We start from the raw sequence: 17,092 nt of genomic DNA on the forward strand, positions 1-17,092 counted from the left end.
TACGGCAGCTTAGCTATTGCCAACATATCGATTGTAATTGGCAACGAATTCATCCGTTTCGCCCTTGCCCCCGGCGGTATTGTAATATTGCTTCCAATAGGCCGCGAGCCCGGCAATATCGTTGGCATCGGGCAACGGGGCACTGACCCGCATATATCGCACCCGGCACATGGCAGCCGCATAGGCATTATTGGTTGCAAGCTGGGTGGCCTTGTCAGGCTGCAGCGCAAGATAGGCATCAATCTTGGCTTTCAGATCCGCGCGGTAATCCAGAAAATTGACATAGCAATCATTCAGAGTTGCCGGTTCCATCTGAAAAATACCGCGGGCCGGGCCGCCGCCAAGTTGTTCCACATAGGTCCCCAACCCGCTTTCCTGGGCGGCGGTCCCCATAAGCAGGTTTTCAGCGGCCTGCGACCACAGACCAAGGTTTTGCAAAACCGGTCGAATGATGGACAGGCGCAATTGGCTGGCATTGATGGACATGATGTTTCCTTTGTGTGCATCGAAACTGAGTTGATCAGCCTGACGACGCACGAGGACCACATTCGTGATCACGGTCACATCCAACACATCCTATACTTGTACAACACCCATCTATCCGTTTGATAAAAGGAACAAGTATCTGGCAGAGAACGGTATATCTTGATATCTGTCCAACGGACGGCCGACATTCCTACCCTTAAGGATAGTTAACATCATAATATCTTTAACCAACCTAAGGTAATGCCCCGCCAAACAACCTTTAATGACAGACATCGACGAGGGACCCGCATGCATCAGGAAATTAAACGCCGTCTTGAATTCATTGATTTCAATGAAAAGAAGGCAGCCAACCTTAAAAAGGCGTGGCCGATAATCGAGAAAAACCTCGCCCCGATACTGGATGAATTTTATCGAAAAGTGATGGCGCGTGACGATTTGGCCAAAATCATTGGCGATCCGTCCGGTATCGAGCGTTTGAAAAATGCCCAGCGCAAACACTGGGCAAAGCTGTTCGACGGTACATTTGACCAGGCATACTACGACGATGTCCGCCGGATCGGTAAAGCGCACGAAATCATCGGCCTAACCCCGGAAGCCTATGTTTCTGCCTACAACTTTATCATGGCCAAGCTTTGCGATATTCTTTTTGCCCATTTCCGCAAGGACTCATCGGCTTCGCAAATTGTAACCGCCGCGACCAATGCCATTCTGATCGATATGGAAATGGCGATAACGGTTTATTACGAAGAAACTCAAAAAACATACAGCAACCAACTGGCGAAAATGTCGGGTGAGTTCGAAGCAACCGTTTCAAAGGTTGTCGACGCACTGGCAAGTTCCGCAGAAGACATGTCGAGCGCCTCGGAAACACTGATCAGCAGCATGAGCCAAACCACCGAACAGGTGGAAAGTGCGAAATCCGCTGCCGAGATTTCGGCGGAAAACGCGTCAACCGTGGCAGGGTCTGCCGAGGAGCTCGATAGCTCGATCCGCGAAATTTCAAGCCAGATTTCACGCGCGTCAAGCGTCTCAAACGAAGTTGAAAGTTCCGTACAATCGACATCGGATGTTATTGCATCGCTGAATGTTTCCGCCGAAGAAATCGGCACAGTCGTCGACCTGATCGACAAGATCGCCAACCAAACCAACCTTCTGGCACTGAACGCAACCATCGAGGCAGCACGTGCAGGTGATGCGGGCAAGGGCTTTGCGGTTGTCGCAAGCGAGGTCAAAAACCTTGCCAATCAAACGGCCAAGGCCACCGGCGACATCACAGCCCAGATCAACAATGTCCAGCAAAACACCTCCGCCGCCGTGACCGCCATCCGCGAGGTTGCTGGTCAGATCAGTTCGATTGTTGATTCCATCACCGCCATTTCAGCCGCCGTTGAACAACAGGCCGCGGCAACCACGGAAATCAGCTCCAACATCACGGCGGTTTCATCGGCCAACAGCAACGTGAACAGCAATCTGGAATCAGTTAGCGGCACCGCGCATCGCACAGGTTCGGTCGCAGAAGAGGTTTATAAGGTTTCAAAGGTCTTAAAAGAGCATTCCCGTCAGCTTAAGACAGATGTGAATGCCTTTGTATCACGCCTGACCGAACCCAATTGATCCTGAGCCCCTAACGCCCCCGTGCTTCAGAGGGCGAAATGCCAAAGACCCGCTTGAACGCGGTTGCAAAGTTGGCAGGACTTGAATAACCGGCCATCCAGGCGGCCTGACCAATCGTCAGGCCGTCTTTTTCCATAGCATCACGCGCTGCAATCAGGCGACTTTCGCGGATGAAATCCTTGACCGTCGTGCCATAGGCATTTTTGAAAATACGTTGCAGGCTGGCAATGCTCATCCCGCACTTTTCCGCCAGGCCAGACAATGTCAGGTCATCAAAAATATGTTCCAGAACATAGTTGCGAATTTCCTGCGCCTTCTGATGCTGGGCAAGCGCATCCGGCTCGACACTTGCCTCCCCGACCTTAGGACCAAGTGCCCCAAGCGCCTCGGCGAAAATTTCCAACCCGCGGCTTTCGGCATAAAGATCACGAAATAGCGGATCATCGGTCGGTGGATAGAGCAACTGGTCCGCCAGTGCGATGGCACGACGTGACGGTTGCCACCTCCGAACAGAGATCCCGGCATGAATAAAATCATCAATTGCGACATGACGGCTGTCGGTGTGATTGACCCGACTGGCAACCCAATCGAATTTCGCGGAAATCATCACTTTGCTGACATCGTCACCCTGTTTAAGTTGCCGATGCAACATGACCGGTTGCGATAGGGCCCAAATAAACCCCACTGGTTGATCCCGTGCATCCAGATCAAACGGAACATCATCGAATGCCCCGCAAACGCGCCCTCGCAACACAATCGCAACCGTGACGGCGGCTTTGACGGGAAACTTCACGTCCGCATCCTGCATGCTGACAGTATCGGTCGTGTGGATATTCAAAAATGACTGAAGGTTGTCGTTTGACAGTCGCCCGCTCATCACCGGACGACGTCGAATACCCTCGGCTACATTGCGCGGTAGCGCTGTTCCGAAATCTTCAAGCTGCTGACCGGTGATGGTTTCCCGCCGCGTCACATTGCGCCGTAAACGTTTCGGCGCATGCTGCCGATCAAACGCCATATGGGTGCCCTTCCAAGCCTGAATATCCCGTCAAAAGCAAAATTTGCGTTTTCGCAAACATCATTGGCGATCTCGCAAACGGTATTCCGATTGCTCGAACCATTGCGATAATAATATTCAAAATCATTCGCATTTGGCAATTTATTTGATAAGGAAATCAGCATGTCGCAGCCATCAAGACCGGTCTTGCTCGAAAAATACCGCCAACCGCTTTATGGCCTGTGCCGCGCAACCCTGCTCGCCGGTGTCGCCCTAACGGTACTTCCGGTAGCAGCCGTCGCACAAGAAGCCAAAGACGAAACCGTTCTGGCACCAATCGAAGTCACAGCAAGCCAGAATAACGGCCCAACTACGGCCGGGAGTGTAACGGTTACGCAGGACGAGCTTGATCGCATCAATCCGCAAACCATCAAGGATGTGTTTGCGAACGAACCATCGGTTCAGGTTGGCGGCCCGACCGCCATCGCGCAAAAGGTTTATGTGCAGGGCATCGAAAACACCAAGCTGAACGTTCAGGTAGACGGCACCCGGCAGGTTGATTCCACCTATCATCATATAGGCACCGCGATCATTGATCCAGGAATGCTGAAATCGGTAAAGGTTGAGTCCGGGATCGCCCCCGCCGATGCCGGACCAAATGCATTGGGCGGCTCAATGGCTTACGAAACCAAGGATGCCCGTGACATTCTCGACCCGAATGATCCGTTCGGCGGCTTTGCCAAAATCCAGTATAACAGCAATACCAAAGGCCTTACCGAATGGCTGACCTTGGCCGGTCAGCATGACGGCTTCGAAGCTCTTGCCTATATCCAGAACAGCAATCAGGGCAATTACAAGGACGGCGATGACAACGAAGTTGCTGGCACGGCAGATGGCAGCGAAAACGGACTTGGCAAAATAGCCTTCACCGGCACCGAAGGTTCACGGATTGAAGCATTTGCAAGCCATTTTGAAGACGAAGGTGTGCGCCCTGCCCGGCCAAACTTTGGAACCCTTACCAGCGGCGCCTCGCCGCAGTGGATTTCATACAAAGATACCTCGCTTGGCATCAGTTATGTCGATGAACAGCCAACCGATCTTCTGGCACCGGAACTGAGCCTCAATTACAGCAAAACCCATCTTGATGTTCCCAAACTGAACGGCAACACACACCTTGAGGCAGAAATTGAAACCTTGAACGGTAAGGCTGCCAATACTTTTGACGTCGGAATGGGCGGGATAACAACTGGCGTCGATTTCTATCATGATCAAGCAACCGGCGGCGGCGACACGGCACGCCCGGCTGGACGTGCCGGGCGATTTACCGAAGAAACAACCAATATCGGCGTCTTTTCACAGGCACGCCTTTCGCTGACCGATCGCTGGCGCGTCTCGTTCGGCGGGCGGGGCGATCAACAATGGTTCGAAGGCATTGACGGAACCGATTTCAGCGAATTCGGACTTAGCGGTAACGCCAATACCGAATATGACCTGACCGATGACCTGATGATCTATGGCGGATTAGGTACAAGCTTTGGTGGACTGCCGCTGGGTGAGTCTGCGATTTACAACTACACCGGCATCTGGACCTATGACGGTTTCAAACCGTCCCGGTCGCATAACTACAAGGCAGGCGCACGCTATCAGTTGGCGCAATGGGATTTCGATGGAAACCTGTTCTACAACAAGATCAACGGTTCCCATTCGCTTGAATATACAACACGAAATACGACCAGCGATCTTGCAACACGTGGTGTCAATCTGTCCGTCACCTGGACATACGGCCCCGGCTTTGTCCGCGCTGCCTATACCCATACCGATGTAGAAAGAAATGGCAAAGTCCCGCTGAGCAACGATGCGTCCTATCAAGGCGTCATCGTCGGTGACATTGCAAACTTTGAAGTCGCCCACCGGTTTGATGACCTTGGCATTCAGGTCGGCTCGACATCTGAACTGGCCCTGTCAGACGACGATCCCGAAAAGAACGGCAATGCCAAGCTCGACACTTACTTTGTTGCCAACCTGTATGGTGAATGGACGCCAGAGACATTGTCGAATGCGGTAACCCTACGCGTCGATGCGCTGAATATTTTTGATCGTGACTATGTCGCCCGGACCACGCCGGGCTACGACAGCAGTGCAATTGAACCCTATCACGAGCCGGGTCGCACCTTCCTTGTTTCAGCAAAGGTGGCGTTCTGATCAGACCATCTTCCAACAGATCCTCTATCCGCGATGGGTGGCATGCCGTGCCACCCATTTCGGCGTTTCTGACTTTCCTGCAATTCTTGCCTATTTCAACAGGACTTCCGCAATGACATTCAAACGCGTTTTAACGCTGGCCGCAGTCGCTTCAATGATCACCTTTCGGGCTCATGCTGGCGAAACCATTACCCTGACCGATGTTTCCGGTCGCGAAGTCACGGTCGAAGTACCGGTCAAGCATATGATCCTTGGCGAAGGGCGTTTCTTGCCAAGTCTTGGCATCCTTGATCCTGAAAATCCGGTCCGCTGGGTCGCCGGTATGATGGGGGAATTCAAAAAACTTGATCCGGCAACCTTTGCACAATACCAGGCAAAATTCCCCGAGATTGACGACATCCCGCTGGTCGGCCGCAGTGGCGAGGCAACATTCAGCGTCGAAAAGGCGATTACAGTTGAACCCGATGTCGCAATTTTCGGCATTGATGGCGGTCATGGTCCGGGATCAGACAGCCATGAAGTCCTGAGGCAATTTGGCGCAGCTCACATTCCGGTTGTCATGATCGATTTTCGCAGTGACCCATTTGGAAACACCCCAAAAAGCATCCGTATCCTTGGCAAATTGATGGGCAAGGAAGATCAGGCAGAGGCTTTCGTCAAATTCTATGAAGACAATCTGGCGAAGGTCAGAACAGGTCTGGAGGGTTTAACGCATAAACCCAAAGTCTTCCTCGAAAGCCGGGTTGGTCTGCATGGCACCTGCTGCGAGGCGATGGGCAACCAAATGATCGGAAGGTTTGTGGAGCTTGCCGGTGGCGAAAATATTCTTGCCGACCGGATTCCGGGCGTCATCAGCCAGATTTCAGTTGAACAGCTGCTCGTCGATCAGCCCGATATTTATGTCGCAACCGCAATTGGCGGGGCAACAATGACGGCCGAACAGAATGTCGGCCGCATCATACTTGGAACCTACGCAGATGCCGAAACATCACGCGAGTCTTTGGCCAAAAGCATGGAACGCACCGTCTTGCCCGAGCTCGACGCCATTAAAAACGGCAAAGTCTATTCCGCGTGGCACCACTTCTATAACACGCCAATGAATGTGACGCTGTTACAGGCCATGGCGAAATGGTTCCATCCCGATCAGTTTGCCGATCTTGATCCAGACGCAACCCTCGCCGAATTCTTTGACCGGTTCCAGCCGGTAGCACTGAATGGTGTTTACTGGATCGGCCTTGATCGGCCATGACCGGCCCGAACATCCCCCAAGAAACCATCAGAGATCGATAAATCAATGTTCAAAACCACAGGATCGGTTCAGACCGGGCAGGCCAGTAAATACCTGCAACAACTCTGCAAGCACTTTGCCCACAAGGTGGAAGTCGATTTCACGCCCCATGAGGCCCATGTGAGCTTTCCAATGGGCCCATGCATCATTCTGGCCGATGACGTCACCCTGCGCTTTCAGGGACAGTCTGAGAAAGCCGAGGGGATTGAAGCCATGAAAGGTGTTATTGTCTCGCATCTCGATAAATTCGCATGGCGCGAGCAGATTGAATATGTCTGGGAAGACAGTTCAGATTAAACCTGCCCGCCCCGTAAAACAAAGAAGCCAGCCTTTCGGAGCAGGCTTCTTTGTCTAGCGCAAGTCGTAGATCACAGGAATCGTCAGGTTCATCTCTGTGCGCGCCATATCTTCGGGGAATGGCGGGAAACGTTTAACCCGCTCGATCATATCCTGGGTCGCACGATCAAGAATAGACGAACCACTCGGGCTGGTCATTTCAAAGAAGGAAACAGTACCGTCACGCTGGATGACCAGCCGGACCATGTTCTGCCCCTCTATACCGCGGCGTTTGGCACGATCCGGATATTCGCGATAACGCATCAACATCTGAACCACAGCTGCTTGATAGTCGGTAAAGGCCGCACTGCTCATTGCCGCACCTCCGCCACTTCCCGATGCGGAACTTGCGGCCTGGCTTTGGGTTGCTTCGCCAACCGTGCCTTCTGATTTTACTGAATCGACGGGGCCGCCGGATGGTTGCACGACCGGTTTGGCTTCAGCCTTTTCAACAGGTTTGGGGGACGTTGCCGGTTCCGGTGTTGCTTTGGGGGGCTCCGGCTTTCTGCGGACCGGCATGACATCGGCCAAAAGCGGACTGATTTCCGGTTCCGGCTCTGGTTCCGGTTCAACCGCTTCCTCAACCACCGGCTCAGGAACAGGTTCCGGCTCAACGATCGGTTCGGGATCGGGTTCGGGTTCCGGCTCAACAACCGGCTCGGGGACCGGTTCTGGTTGGGGTTCGACTTCCTCGACGGGTTTTTCACCCTGCTTACTGTCTTCAGAATCAGCACTTTCTTCGGGTGTTTCGGCCTCGCCCTGGGTCGCCTGACCGCTGCCCAGCGAGATGCTGATACTTTGAACGGCCCCTGCCCCGCCCCAACCGGCAGGTTGCGGTTCAGGCATGGCAAGAACGATCCCACCGACAAGAACAATACCGGTCAGCCCGGTCGCAATCAGGAAATCAATGCGTTTCGACATATTCTATCCGTCTTGGTCCTGATCTGCTTGCATCGCGGTCATCAGTTGCACCTTTTCGACGCCCAGTTCCTGCAACCGTTTCAAAAGGGCAACAACGCTGGCACCTTCTGTGGTGCGGTCAGCACGAATTTCGACTGGACGACCGGCATAATCAGCCGGTAGCAACCCCGCAATATCCGCAAGGTCTCCCTGCCGGTCTTCAATCCCGATTTCGGCATTTTTGCCAAACCAAAGGACAATCGTGTCTTCTGGCTGGCCTTCGGCCGTGCTGCTTGCGGGCGGATCCACGTCAAATGGCCCCAGCTTTTGCAGACTTCCGGCTATCATGAAGAAAATCAGCAGAAGAAAGACGATGTTGATCAATGGCAACATCGGTTCCTGAGCCGGGCTGTCATCGGTGATCTGGATGCGACGCTTCATTCGATCAGATCCACATCAGTCACACCGCCACGTCCCAGCGCATCCATCACAACAATAAGATGCTGCAAATCGGCACCATTGACGGGCCGCAGATGAACACTGGCACCGGCATGGTTACGCAAAATAGTCACGGCAAGATTGGAAACAGCGACGGCTTCACCATTCAACGACAAACCACCATTGGCATCGACATTGACCGTTACCGGGCGAATATCGCTGCTGGCCCGTGCCTGACCGTCCATAACAGTCACCGACATTTCAAACCCCTTCCAGTCAAGAAAACTGGAAGCCAGCATGAAAAAGATCAGCAGGATGAAGACAACATCAATCAGCGGCGTCAGGCCGATCATCGGCGAAGCACCACGACTTCGATCACGCAATTGCATAAGGCGTATTCCGACCTTGTTCGGGCTTATTCCGCAGCCTGGCGCAGTTCAGCGACGTTTGACGCGCGAAGCGCACCCTTCCGAGCCAACTCACCACGATTGATCACCATGGTGCAGACATCTTCCATCACGGCCGCAGCACGCGCGATAACGCCCTGCATCCACATATGGAACGCGGTTGCCGGGATCGCGACGACAAGGCCGATTGCCGTCGTCAGAAGTGCTAGCCAGATACCGCCCGAAAGGACAGAAGGATCAATACGGCTTCCGGCACCTTCCATCTTCTGGAAAGCTTCAATCATGCCCATAACGGTTCCAAGCAACCCCAAAAGAGGGCTTAAGACCGCAATTGCCGACATAATCCGCAAACCGCTGTTCAGGCCATCGATTTCCTTGCGTGCATGGGAAGCAATGATATCGGACGCCGCTTCACGGTTTTCCGGGTTGGCAACGGACAAGGTCATGCCAAACAGACCGATGCGAGCAGCCGGATGACGGCGGCGCGACAGAATCTGCGCGACCTGCTTATCATCACCATTGGAAAGATGACGTTCGACATCCTTGGCAAAACCATCCGCGAAAATTCCACGCCGGATAAAGCCGACCAGCTTGTAGAAGAATATCAGCATCCCAACCAATGCAAGCGCGGCCAGAACCCAACCGACAACACCGGCACGATCCACAAGATCAAAAACCGGCAAGCCACTGATGGCATCCGGAACGATTGTGCTTTCGGTGATGGCAGCTGCGTCATCCGCCATCAGCAAGCCGGTTTGCGGATCAAGGGTTACCGCCCCACCTTCTGTTTGCGTGATCGCACCGTTGGCGGCATCCGTGGTTACACCGTCAAGGCCAAGCGGAGTCTGCGCATCTGGCGATGCGGACATCGGATTTACGGGTTCAGGCATGTAACTCTTCCGATCCAAAATTCGATCAGCACCGGACGTCCTGCTCCGGTGCATTTGAAACTGATTTGCATTACTTACAAGAAATCACATTGCGATGCAATCGCAACAGCGAAAAGACGAGCATTTTTCGTGCATGGCCGCATTGCATCGCACGTAAAACAGCGCCCGTCGCAGGCGCTCAAACCGGATGGAATCGGTTTTTGAAAACAGAAAAGACCACGGAAAAGCAAAACCCCCGGAACATCTGGGTTCCGGGGGTTTTGAAATGGTGAGCCCGACAGGATTCGAACCTGTGGCCAACTGATTAAAAGTCAGTTGCTCTACCAACTGAGCTACGGGCCCTCAACGTTGGTGAGCGGCCTTTTAATGTGCTGATCGCAAAGGGTCAACCCCCCTTTTTCGATCAAACTGCATGACAGCCATTCAAATGGTAAAAAATATCAAAAACAGGCCCGTTTCAAATCCGCCCCAAATTGACATTCGCATCGGCTGGAAAGCAGTATGACAGTGATCGCAATAAAATCATGAAAAAGAAAAAGCCCCCGAAACCGATTGGGTTTCAGGGGCTTATTGGTGAGCCCGACAGGATTCGAACCTGTGGCCAACTGATTAAAAGTCAGTTGCTCTACCAACTGAGCTACGGGCCCTCAACGTTGGTGAAGCGCGTTTTAATGGGACTGGCGGCTGCGGTCAACACCTGTTTTCCATATTTTCCCGGTTTTTGCACTTTCAGCCCCCAAAACGCGAAAGCCGCCCTGATCAAGGACGGCTTTCGGTTGCATTATAGGGGTCAAAGCGCTTATTGCGCGTCAGCCGCGACCTGCATTTTTACAATATGGTCCGGGTCTGCAACCCGGCCATTGGCCCAAGGTGCCCCCTTTTTCAGGCCATCGACATATTCCATACCCGATACGACCTGCCCCCATATGGTATATTGTCCATCAAGATGCGGCGCATCGGCAAAGACGATGAAGAACTGCGAATCAGCGCTGTTCGGGTTGGACGAACGTGCCATCGAAACCGTACCGCGCACATGATTCTCGTTCGAAAACTCCGCCGGAAGTTTCTGGCCCGAACCACCGGTACCGTCCCCTTTGGGGTCACCGCCCTGCGCCATGAAGCCTTCGATCACACGATGGAAAGTCAGACCATCATAGAAACCTTCACGAGTCAGTTCCTTGATACGCTCGACATGCTTGGGCGCCAGATCCGGACGCAGCTTGATCACAACGCGACCTGCTTCAAGATCCAGATACAGGGTGTTTTCCAGATCCTGCGATGCATCGGCCGACTGGGCCTGAGCACCGCCGCCGATACCACCGTTCGACATGGTCACTATTCCTAATACGAGTACAAAAAGAGATGCGAGACGAATAAGACGCATGGGTGCGCTATTCCTTTTCTTCGGCCAGCTTTTCGTGCAGTCGCTTCAGCACGTTTGCCGGCACAAATTCGGTAACATTACCGCCCAGACGGGCGATTTCCTTCACAAAGCGCGAAGACACGAATTGCTGTTTGTCGGATGCCATCAGAAAGACCGTCTCTACCTTTGGGGCAAGACGGGCATTCATTCCGGCCATCTGGAATTCATATTCAAAGTCAGACACAGCCCTCAGACCACGAATAATGATGCTCGACCCGTTTTCCTGGGCAAACTGCATCAGAAGTGACCCGAACGGCTTTACGATGGTGCGGGCAGCAACTTCGCCGCCCGCAGCCTTAAGAGCCTCTTCGACCAGAGCGCAACGTTCTTCGACCCCAAACATCGGGCCCTTTCCCGCATTGACCGCAACGCCGACAATAAGCTTGTCGACGATGCGGGTCGCGCGACGAATAATGTCCATATGCCCCTGGGTTACCGGGTCAAAAGTGCCCGGATAAATCCCGATACGCGAGGCGTTTGAAGACTGTTCGTTCATTGATCTTCCGTTTTATTCGTCGGTGTCGTCTGAACCGGTTTCCAATGCCTCGCTGCTATCCTCGGCAACGGTCGGTGCATCTTCGCCTGATGCGATTTCGGTGCCTTCTACACCTTCTTCGCCTTCAAGCTCTTCTTCACCATTGTCACCCAGATTGGACAGACGTTCGACAGCAACAACCTGTTCGTCTTCGGCCGTACGGAACAGGGTAACACCCTGTGTCTTACGCCCGGCAATGCGGATATCGTGTGTCGGCATACGAATGACCTTGCCACCATTGGTGACCATCATCAGTTCGTCGCCTTCCTCAATCACGAAGGATGCCGCGACATTGCCATTGCGTTCCGACATCTCGATATTGGCAAAGCCCTGCCCGCCACGACCGGTTACGCGGTATTCATAGGCAGACGTACGTTTGCCATAACCATTTTCTGTAACCGAAAGGATCAGCTGATCGCCTGCCAACAGTTCGTCGTAACGTTCCTGAGAAAGGATTTCCAACGGCAGACTATCATCAGCCGAGATTTCCTCGCGACGCAGCTTGCTTGCGATCGACAGATACTCGTCACGCTCTTCCATCGAGGCATGGTTGCCAAACAGGACGGACATCGCAATGACCGCATCCTCGTCAGCCAGACGAATACCGCGTACACCGACCGAGTTACGGCCAGTAAAGACACGAACATCTGCAACACGGAAACGAATGCATTTACCCAGACGGGTCGTCAGCAGAATATCGTCATCGTCCGAGCAGGTCTGAACCGCAATCAGCTTGTCACCACGATCTTCTTCAAGTTTCATGGCGATCTTGCCGTTTGATTTCACATTCACGAAATCGGCAAGGCTGTTACGGCGGACGTTACCGGTCGAAGTCGCAAACATCACATGCAGGTTCGGCCATTCTTCCTCGTCGGGAAGCGGCAGAACCGTTGTGATATATTCGCCTTCTGAGAGCGGCAGCAGGTTCACAAGCGCCTTGCCGCGCGATTGCGGCGTACCCAGCGGCAGGCGCCAGACTTTCATCTTGTAGACCATCCCCTCGGAACTGAAGAACAGAACCGGGGTGTGGGTGTTGGCGACGAACAGTTTGGATACGAAATCCTCTTCGCGCGTTGCCATGCCCGAACGGCCTTTGCCGCCACGACGCTGTGCGCGATAGGTCGACAGCGGAACACGCTGGATATAGCCGGTGTGCGATACGGTCACGACCATATCTTCACGGGCAATCAGGTCTTCGATGTCATGTTCGAATTCGGCTTCAAGGATTTCACTGCGACGTTCATTAGCGAACTCGTTCCGCATTTCCGTCAGCTCATCCTTCAGGATGATCATCTTGCGTTCGCGTGAACCAAGGATATCAAGGAAATCTTTGATCTTCTCGCCCAATTCGGTCAATTCGGACGCGATTTTATCACGTTCCAGACCGGTCAGGCGATGCAGACGCAGTTCAAGGATTGCGCGCGCCTGCGCTTCGGACAGGCGATAATTGCCATCGTCCGAACCAACCTGGTTCGGGTCGGCGATCAGCTCGATCAACGGAACAATATCGCCCGCCGGCCAGCTACGCTCCATCAGTTGTTCACGTGCGATCTGCGGGTCTGCCGCAGCACGGATCAAGCGGATGACTTCGTCGATATTGGCCACCGCAATGCCAAGGCCGACTACCAGATGGGCGCGCTCACGTGCCTTTTTCAGCAGGTGAATGGTCCGGCGCGTAATGACTTCTTCGCGGAATTCGACAAAGGCCTGAATGATTTCTTTCAGGTTCATCAATTCCGGCTTGCCACGATTAAGCGCCAGCATATTGACGCCAAACGACGTCTGAAGCGCGGTAAAGCGGAACAACTGGTTCAGAACGACATCGGCAACCGCATCACGTTTGATTTCGATCACCATGCGAACGCCCGAACGGTCGGACTCGTCACGCAGATCGGAAATACCTTCGATCTTCTTGTCACGGACCAGTTCGGCGATCTTTTCCATCAGGGTTGCCTTGTTCACCTGGAAGGGAACTTCGGTAACAATGATGGCTTCACGGTTGGCACGGATTTCCTCGACATGGGTACGTGCGCGCATGACGACAGAACCGCGACCGGTTTTAAAGGCCGAATGAATGCCCGAACGGCCCAGAATCAATGCACCGGTCGGAAAATCCGGACCATGCACGAATTCCATCAGGCCTTCGACGGTGATCGCCGGATTATCGACATAGGCCATACAGCCATCGATAACTTCGCCAAGGTTATGCGGCGGAATATTGGTGGCCATACCAACAGCAATACCACCTGCACCATTGACCAGCATGTTCGGAAAACGTGCTGGCAGAACCGACGGTTCCTTGGTGGTTTCGTCGTAGTTATCGCGGAAATCGATGGTTTCCTTATCGATATCATCGAGCAGATAATGGGCTGACTTGGCCATGCGGGCTTCGGTGTAACGCATGGCGGCGGCCTTGTCGCCGTCCATCGAGCCGAAGTTGCCCTGCCCGTCAATCAGTGGCAGGCGCATGGAGAATCCCTGCGCCATACGAACCATCGCGTCGTAAATCGCGCTGTCGCCATGCGGGTGGTATTTACCCATCACATCCCCGACCACGCGGGCCGATTTACGGAATGGTTTGTTCCATTCAAAGCCGTTTTCATGCATCGCATAAAGGATGCGTCGATGCACGGGCTTCAAACCGTCGCGGACGTCGGGCAGCGCACGGCTGACGATCACGCTCATCGCGTAATCAAGGTAGCTGCGGCGCATTTCTTGTTCGATGGATACCGGGATAATATCGCGGCTATCTGGATTGGTCTCTTTGGTGGACAAAAGCCGTGACCTCTTAAACGCTTGATCAGAAATGCTTCAAACGGCGTGACATATGGACATATGCCTGACCAGTGAGCCGGAAAGTATCAGGTTTGTCCGGCACAAACAATATTGACAAATCTGCCTGTCCCGGCATTCGGCACAAACGGCGGAAATAATCGTAATTTACGCAAAAATGCCCACCCCGAAGAGTTATTTTTTGGTCCCGGGTGCGGTCATGATCGGGGTTACCGGGTCACATTCCATTTCGGCAACATCACCAGCCCTGACAGACTTTCGTCCGAAACGCAGCTGGGAAACGGCAATCCCGGCCAAAATAACGCCAAGCGCAATCACGCTGGTCGGTTTGGGAACTTCGTGCAGAACAAGAAAACCGATCATCACACCGACTGCCGGCACAAGGTAATTGTTAAACACCACAAAGCTCGCTCCAGCGCGCGCAATCAGATACAGGATCAGGAACATGGCAATGCCAGTCGGAAAAATCCCCAGATACAATATCGAAAGCGCCCCTTCGACGTCCCACCCCATATTCCAGGGCCGATCAACAAACAGTGCAAAGGGTGCAAGCATCAGCGCGGCAAAAGTCAGGATCACCGCCGCAGACCCAACACGCGGCTGATCACGCAGATTTCGCGCCACCAGTGATGAAATCGCGTAGCACACTGCCGCGATCAAAACTGCCAACTGAAAAACAAGCTGCCCACCAAGCCCGGTCAGGGTTTCCGGCCCGACCAGAACAATCACGCCAATAGTGCCAAGCACTACACCAAGCGCCTTCCCCATCGAAAGTTTTTCATCATTCGTAACAAAATGCGCCAGCGCCACCGTTGTCAGCGGCACGACAGACATCAGAATTGCCGCTAGCCCGGCATCGATTTCCGTTTCGCCATAGCTGATCAGGAAAAAGGGCACAGAATTCCCCAACAACGCAACAAAGAAGGTCGACCACCACGCGCGCCGTCCCTTGGGAAGATCACTTTTGCGAATAAAGGCAAAGGCCCATAGCACCAGTGCGGCGACAGCCAATCGCCCGGCTGCGACCACCAGCGGCGAGTAGGCATGAACACCAATCTTGATGAAGGTGAATGAACTGCCCCACATCAGCGCCAGTAAAAACAGCAACGCAAATTCACGAATTCCCGGACGTGTCATCTTCCCAGCCTATTCTTGCCACAGTTATTGGGCTTTATCGGATTTCGAAAGCCAGATGACAGCGTTAGAGCCAGAAAACACGAGAATCAAGAAAATAGCTGAAAATCAGCCACCGCAGGATGTGGTCCGTTATCAGCAGCGCCCCAGCACAAGAAACACCTTATATAGCGTAAAATCGCCCGTCTGACTTTGACGCAGCACAACGCGGCTACAGCGAAAAGATGAAAAAAGACAATGGATACAACTTAATTGTTGCGAATGATTTTCAATCGCTTTATCTTGGGCGCAACAATATGAATGGGATGCGAGCAATGAAATATGTGGATCAGGAACTGACCATCGACGAAATGCTGGCCGATCCGATCGTCCAGACATTAATGCGCTATGATGGCATCTCGGCCAGTGACGTCCGTCACACGATTGATCAGGTTTTGCAAAATCGCCTGCCATCACCCCCCGTTCGCGCCCGAAGCAGCCGCGCCCCCCACCATAACTGGCGCATGACAGCGGCGTAAACAACACGACCTCAGGGATGGCTATCGTTCAATGACCAGTCATAATGATAGAAGCTGATGGGCAGGTCCTCGCCGTGAACGCTCAGCCATGTTGCAAGCTCCAATCCGGCATAACGCGCCAGATGATCGGAAAATGCCGCATCGCTTTTGCCAAAATCGGACCGATACCAGTCAAAAATCGAAGACAGTTCGATCTCTGATCCGTCTTCGGCCAACCTCACCGCCCGTTCATCCTGGATGAAAGCAAGAGCCGCCTTATCAAGCTGCTCTTCGATCCGGGTTCCGTCATAGGCCGTCGCTGCCAACGCCGGACAACCAATTGACGCACAATTAAGGGCATAGTGAATACGCGCATCCTGCCAGATGGGCCGCAGGATACGATGTTCGATATCGTTCAGGCTCAAAGACCTGCCTTCGACGGTCAAAAGTTTTTTGTCCCAAGGGCCTGACGAAAATAATCCAAGCGAAAAAAGCCCCGGTGAAATGTCAATATCCCGAATGCTGTCAACCGGGTAATGATCCATGACCACCGCAACAGTCTGCGCATTGTAAAGATTGATCCAGAAGGCCATTTGCTGATCGCGGTTATATGCGTCAATTTTAACCGCCTGCATGGCATTAAGATAATCCGAGAGATGCGTAAGGCTTGAAGATTTGGCACCGGCATAATCAAATGCCGTGACGCCAGACGAAACCACCACCAGATGATGGTCAAGGATCGTCTGCCAGACAGAATGATCAATGATGGCGTCGTTCGAATCATCATGCGCCTGCCAATCGGGCCATAGATCAGCATCAGGTGCGGCAATTGCAGGTACCGACACTATCACCCAAAGCGTGATCAAAACAGGTATAAGCAGGTGTTTCAAACGGCTATTTCCCCTACACCATATCGACTGCGTTCCTGCATTCTATGATCGATCAGCAATTCAAGATCACATCAAACTGCCGTGATTGCAGTGATGCCAATCATATACACTTAACCATAAGTTGATATATAATGCTCCCATGACACAGGATGGTGCAATTCAGCTTATTCCTGGCAGTGGTGGGCAACTTGGGCAAGTCATTGCCACCAGTGCCCTTCCCGGTGCCGGGCAACAATCTGCAGGATCAGGTTCTGCTGAGGGG

16 protein-coding genes and 2 tRNA genes are annotated in these 17,092 nt (G+C 53.2%); 5 read left to right on the top strand and 13 right to left on the bottom strand.

Annotated features, from left to right (window positions below):
- Nucleotides 1–9: 9 nt before the first annotated feature.
- Nucleotides 10–486 (bottom strand): hypothetical protein, encoded by a 477-nt coding sequence (locus P8T57_RS01380; RefSeq protein WP_341364372.1) that lies wholly within the window; start codon nucleotides 484–486, stop codon nucleotides 10–12.
- Nucleotides 487–774: 288 nt separating this feature from the next.
- On the opposite strand from P8T57_RS01380, the gene P8T57_RS01385 reads away from it, so the two are divergent.
- Nucleotides 775–2,100, top strand: a complete 1,326-nt coding sequence (locus tag P8T57_RS01385; RefSeq protein ID WP_341364373.1) for a globin-coupled sensor protein — start codon at nucleotides 775–777, stop codon at nucleotides 2,098–2,100.
- Nucleotides 2,101–2,110: 10 nt separating this feature from the next.
- On the opposite strand, the gene P8T57_RS01390 is transcribed toward P8T57_RS01385, so the two are convergent.
- The gene (locus P8T57_RS01390) at nucleotides 2,111–3,118 is read right to left on the bottom strand and encodes a helix-turn-helix transcriptional regulator (RefSeq protein WP_341364374.1); all 1,008 of its coding nucleotides are present in this window, start codon (nucleotides 3,116–3,118) and stop codon (nucleotides 2,111–2,113) included.
- A 162-nt stretch (nucleotides 3,119–3,280) separates the two neighbouring features.
- Between P8T57_RS01390 and P8T57_RS01395 the strand changes: the two genes are divergently transcribed.
- The 3 genes from P8T57_RS01395 (at nucleotide 3,281) to P8T57_RS01405 (ending at nucleotide 6,884) form a co-directional block, all read left to right on the top strand.
- The gene (locus P8T57_RS01395; protein ID WP_341364375.1) at nucleotides 3,281–5,299 is read left to right on the top strand and encodes a TonB-dependent receptor; all 2,019 of its coding nucleotides are present in this window, start codon (nucleotides 3,281–3,283) and stop codon (nucleotides 5,297–5,299) included.
- Nucleotides 5,300–5,411: 112 nt separating this feature from the next.
- On the top strand, nucleotides 5,412–6,548 hold the full coding sequence (locus tag P8T57_RS01400; RefSeq protein WP_007092184.1) for an ABC transporter substrate-binding protein: 1,137 nt from the start codon (nucleotides 5,412–5,414) through the stop codon (nucleotides 6,546–6,548).
- A gap of 45 nt (nucleotides 6,549–6,593) precedes the next feature.
- Nucleotides 6,594–6,884 carry a DUF2218 domain-containing protein gene (locus tag P8T57_RS01405; protein ID WP_037989624.1) on the top strand — a complete coding sequence of 97 codons (291 nt, stop codon included), beginning with the start codon at nucleotides 6,594–6,596 and terminating at the stop codon, nucleotides 6,882–6,884.
- A gap of 54 nt (nucleotides 6,885–6,938) precedes the next feature.
- Here the strand turns inward: P8T57_RS01405 and P8T57_RS01410 are convergent, their stop codons facing one another.
- The 10 genes from P8T57_RS01410 to P8T57_RS01455 all read right to left on the bottom strand — a co-directional run bounded on the left by P8T57_RS01410 (nucleotide 6,939) and on the right by P8T57_RS01455 (nucleotide 15,446).
- Nucleotides 6,939–7,844, bottom strand: coding sequence for a TonB family protein (locus tag P8T57_RS01410; RefSeq protein WP_341364376.1), 906 nt, complete (start codon nucleotides 7,842–7,844; stop codon nucleotides 6,939–6,941).
- A gap of 3 nt (nucleotides 7,845–7,847) precedes the next feature.
- The gene (locus P8T57_RS01415) at nucleotides 7,848–8,264 is read right to left on the bottom strand and encodes a biopolymer transporter ExbD (RefSeq protein WP_007092181.1); all 417 of its coding nucleotides are present in this window, start codon (nucleotides 8,262–8,264) and stop codon (nucleotides 7,848–7,850) included.
- Nucleotides 8,261–8,650, bottom strand: a complete 390-nt coding sequence (locus P8T57_RS01420) for a biopolymer transporter ExbD (RefSeq protein ID WP_341364377.1) — start codon at nucleotides 8,648–8,650, stop codon at nucleotides 8,261–8,263. Before P8T57_RS01420 ends, P8T57_RS01415 begins: the two co-directional genes overlap by 4 nt.
- A gap of 26 nt (nucleotides 8,651–8,676) precedes the next feature.
- A complete protein-coding gene (locus tag P8T57_RS01425) occupies nucleotides 8,677–9,558 on the bottom strand; it encodes a MotA/TolQ/ExbB proton channel family protein (protein ID WP_341364378.1) in 882 nt (293 codons plus the stop codon).
- Between the two features lie 266 nt (nucleotides 9,559–9,824).
- Nucleotides 9,825–9,900: transfer RNA gene (locus P8T57_RS01430), tRNA-Lys, on the bottom strand.
- 229 nt (nucleotides 9,901–10,129) lie between these two features.
- Nucleotides 10,130–10,205 (bottom strand) — tRNA-Lys (locus P8T57_RS01435).
- A 152-nt stretch (nucleotides 10,206–10,357) separates the two neighbouring features.
- A complete protein-coding gene (locus tag P8T57_RS01440; RefSeq protein WP_007091877.1) occupies nucleotides 10,358–10,888 on the bottom strand; it encodes a peptidylprolyl isomerase in 531 nt (176 codons plus the stop codon).
- A gap of 61 nt (nucleotides 10,889–10,949) precedes the next feature.
- The gene (gene coaD / locus P8T57_RS01445) at nucleotides 10,950–11,477 is read right to left on the bottom strand and encodes a pantetheine-phosphate adenylyltransferase (RefSeq protein ID WP_007091878.1); all 528 of its coding nucleotides are present in this window, start codon (nucleotides 11,475–11,477) and stop codon (nucleotides 10,950–10,952) included.
- A 12-nt stretch (nucleotides 11,478–11,489) separates the two neighbouring features.
- Nucleotides 11,490–14,291 carry a DNA gyrase subunit A gene (gene gyrA, locus P8T57_RS01450; protein ID WP_341364379.1) on the bottom strand — a complete coding sequence of 934 codons (2,802 nt, stop codon included), beginning with the start codon at nucleotides 14,289–14,291 and terminating at the stop codon, nucleotides 11,490–11,492.
- Nucleotides 14,292–14,483: 192 nt separating this feature from the next.
- Nucleotides 14,484–15,446, bottom strand: coding sequence for a DMT family transporter (locus tag P8T57_RS01455; protein WP_341364380.1), 963 nt, complete (start codon nucleotides 15,444–15,446; stop codon nucleotides 14,484–14,486).
- Nucleotides 15,447–15,667: 221 nt separating this feature from the next.
- Between P8T57_RS01455 and P8T57_RS01460 the strand changes: the two genes are divergently transcribed.
- A complete protein-coding gene (locus P8T57_RS01460) occupies nucleotides 15,668–15,961 on the top strand; it encodes a hypothetical protein (RefSeq protein WP_341364381.1) in 294 nt (97 codons plus the stop codon).
- An 11-nt stretch (nucleotides 15,962–15,972) separates the two neighbouring features.
- Here P8T57_RS01460 and P8T57_RS01465 read toward each other — a convergent pair whose 3' ends face one another.
- Nucleotides 15,973–16,785 (bottom strand): DUF547 domain-containing protein, encoded by an 813-nt coding sequence (locus P8T57_RS01465; RefSeq protein ID WP_341364382.1) that lies wholly within the window; start codon nucleotides 16,783–16,785, stop codon nucleotides 15,973–15,975.
- Nucleotides 16,786–17,092: the final 307 nt, after the last annotated feature.

The sequence above is a fragment of the Thalassospira sp. SN3W genome (genome assembly GCF_038070535.1).
GTDB lineage: Bacteria > Pseudomonadota > Alphaproteobacteria > Rhodospirillales > Thalassospiraceae > Thalassospira > Thalassospira xiamenensis.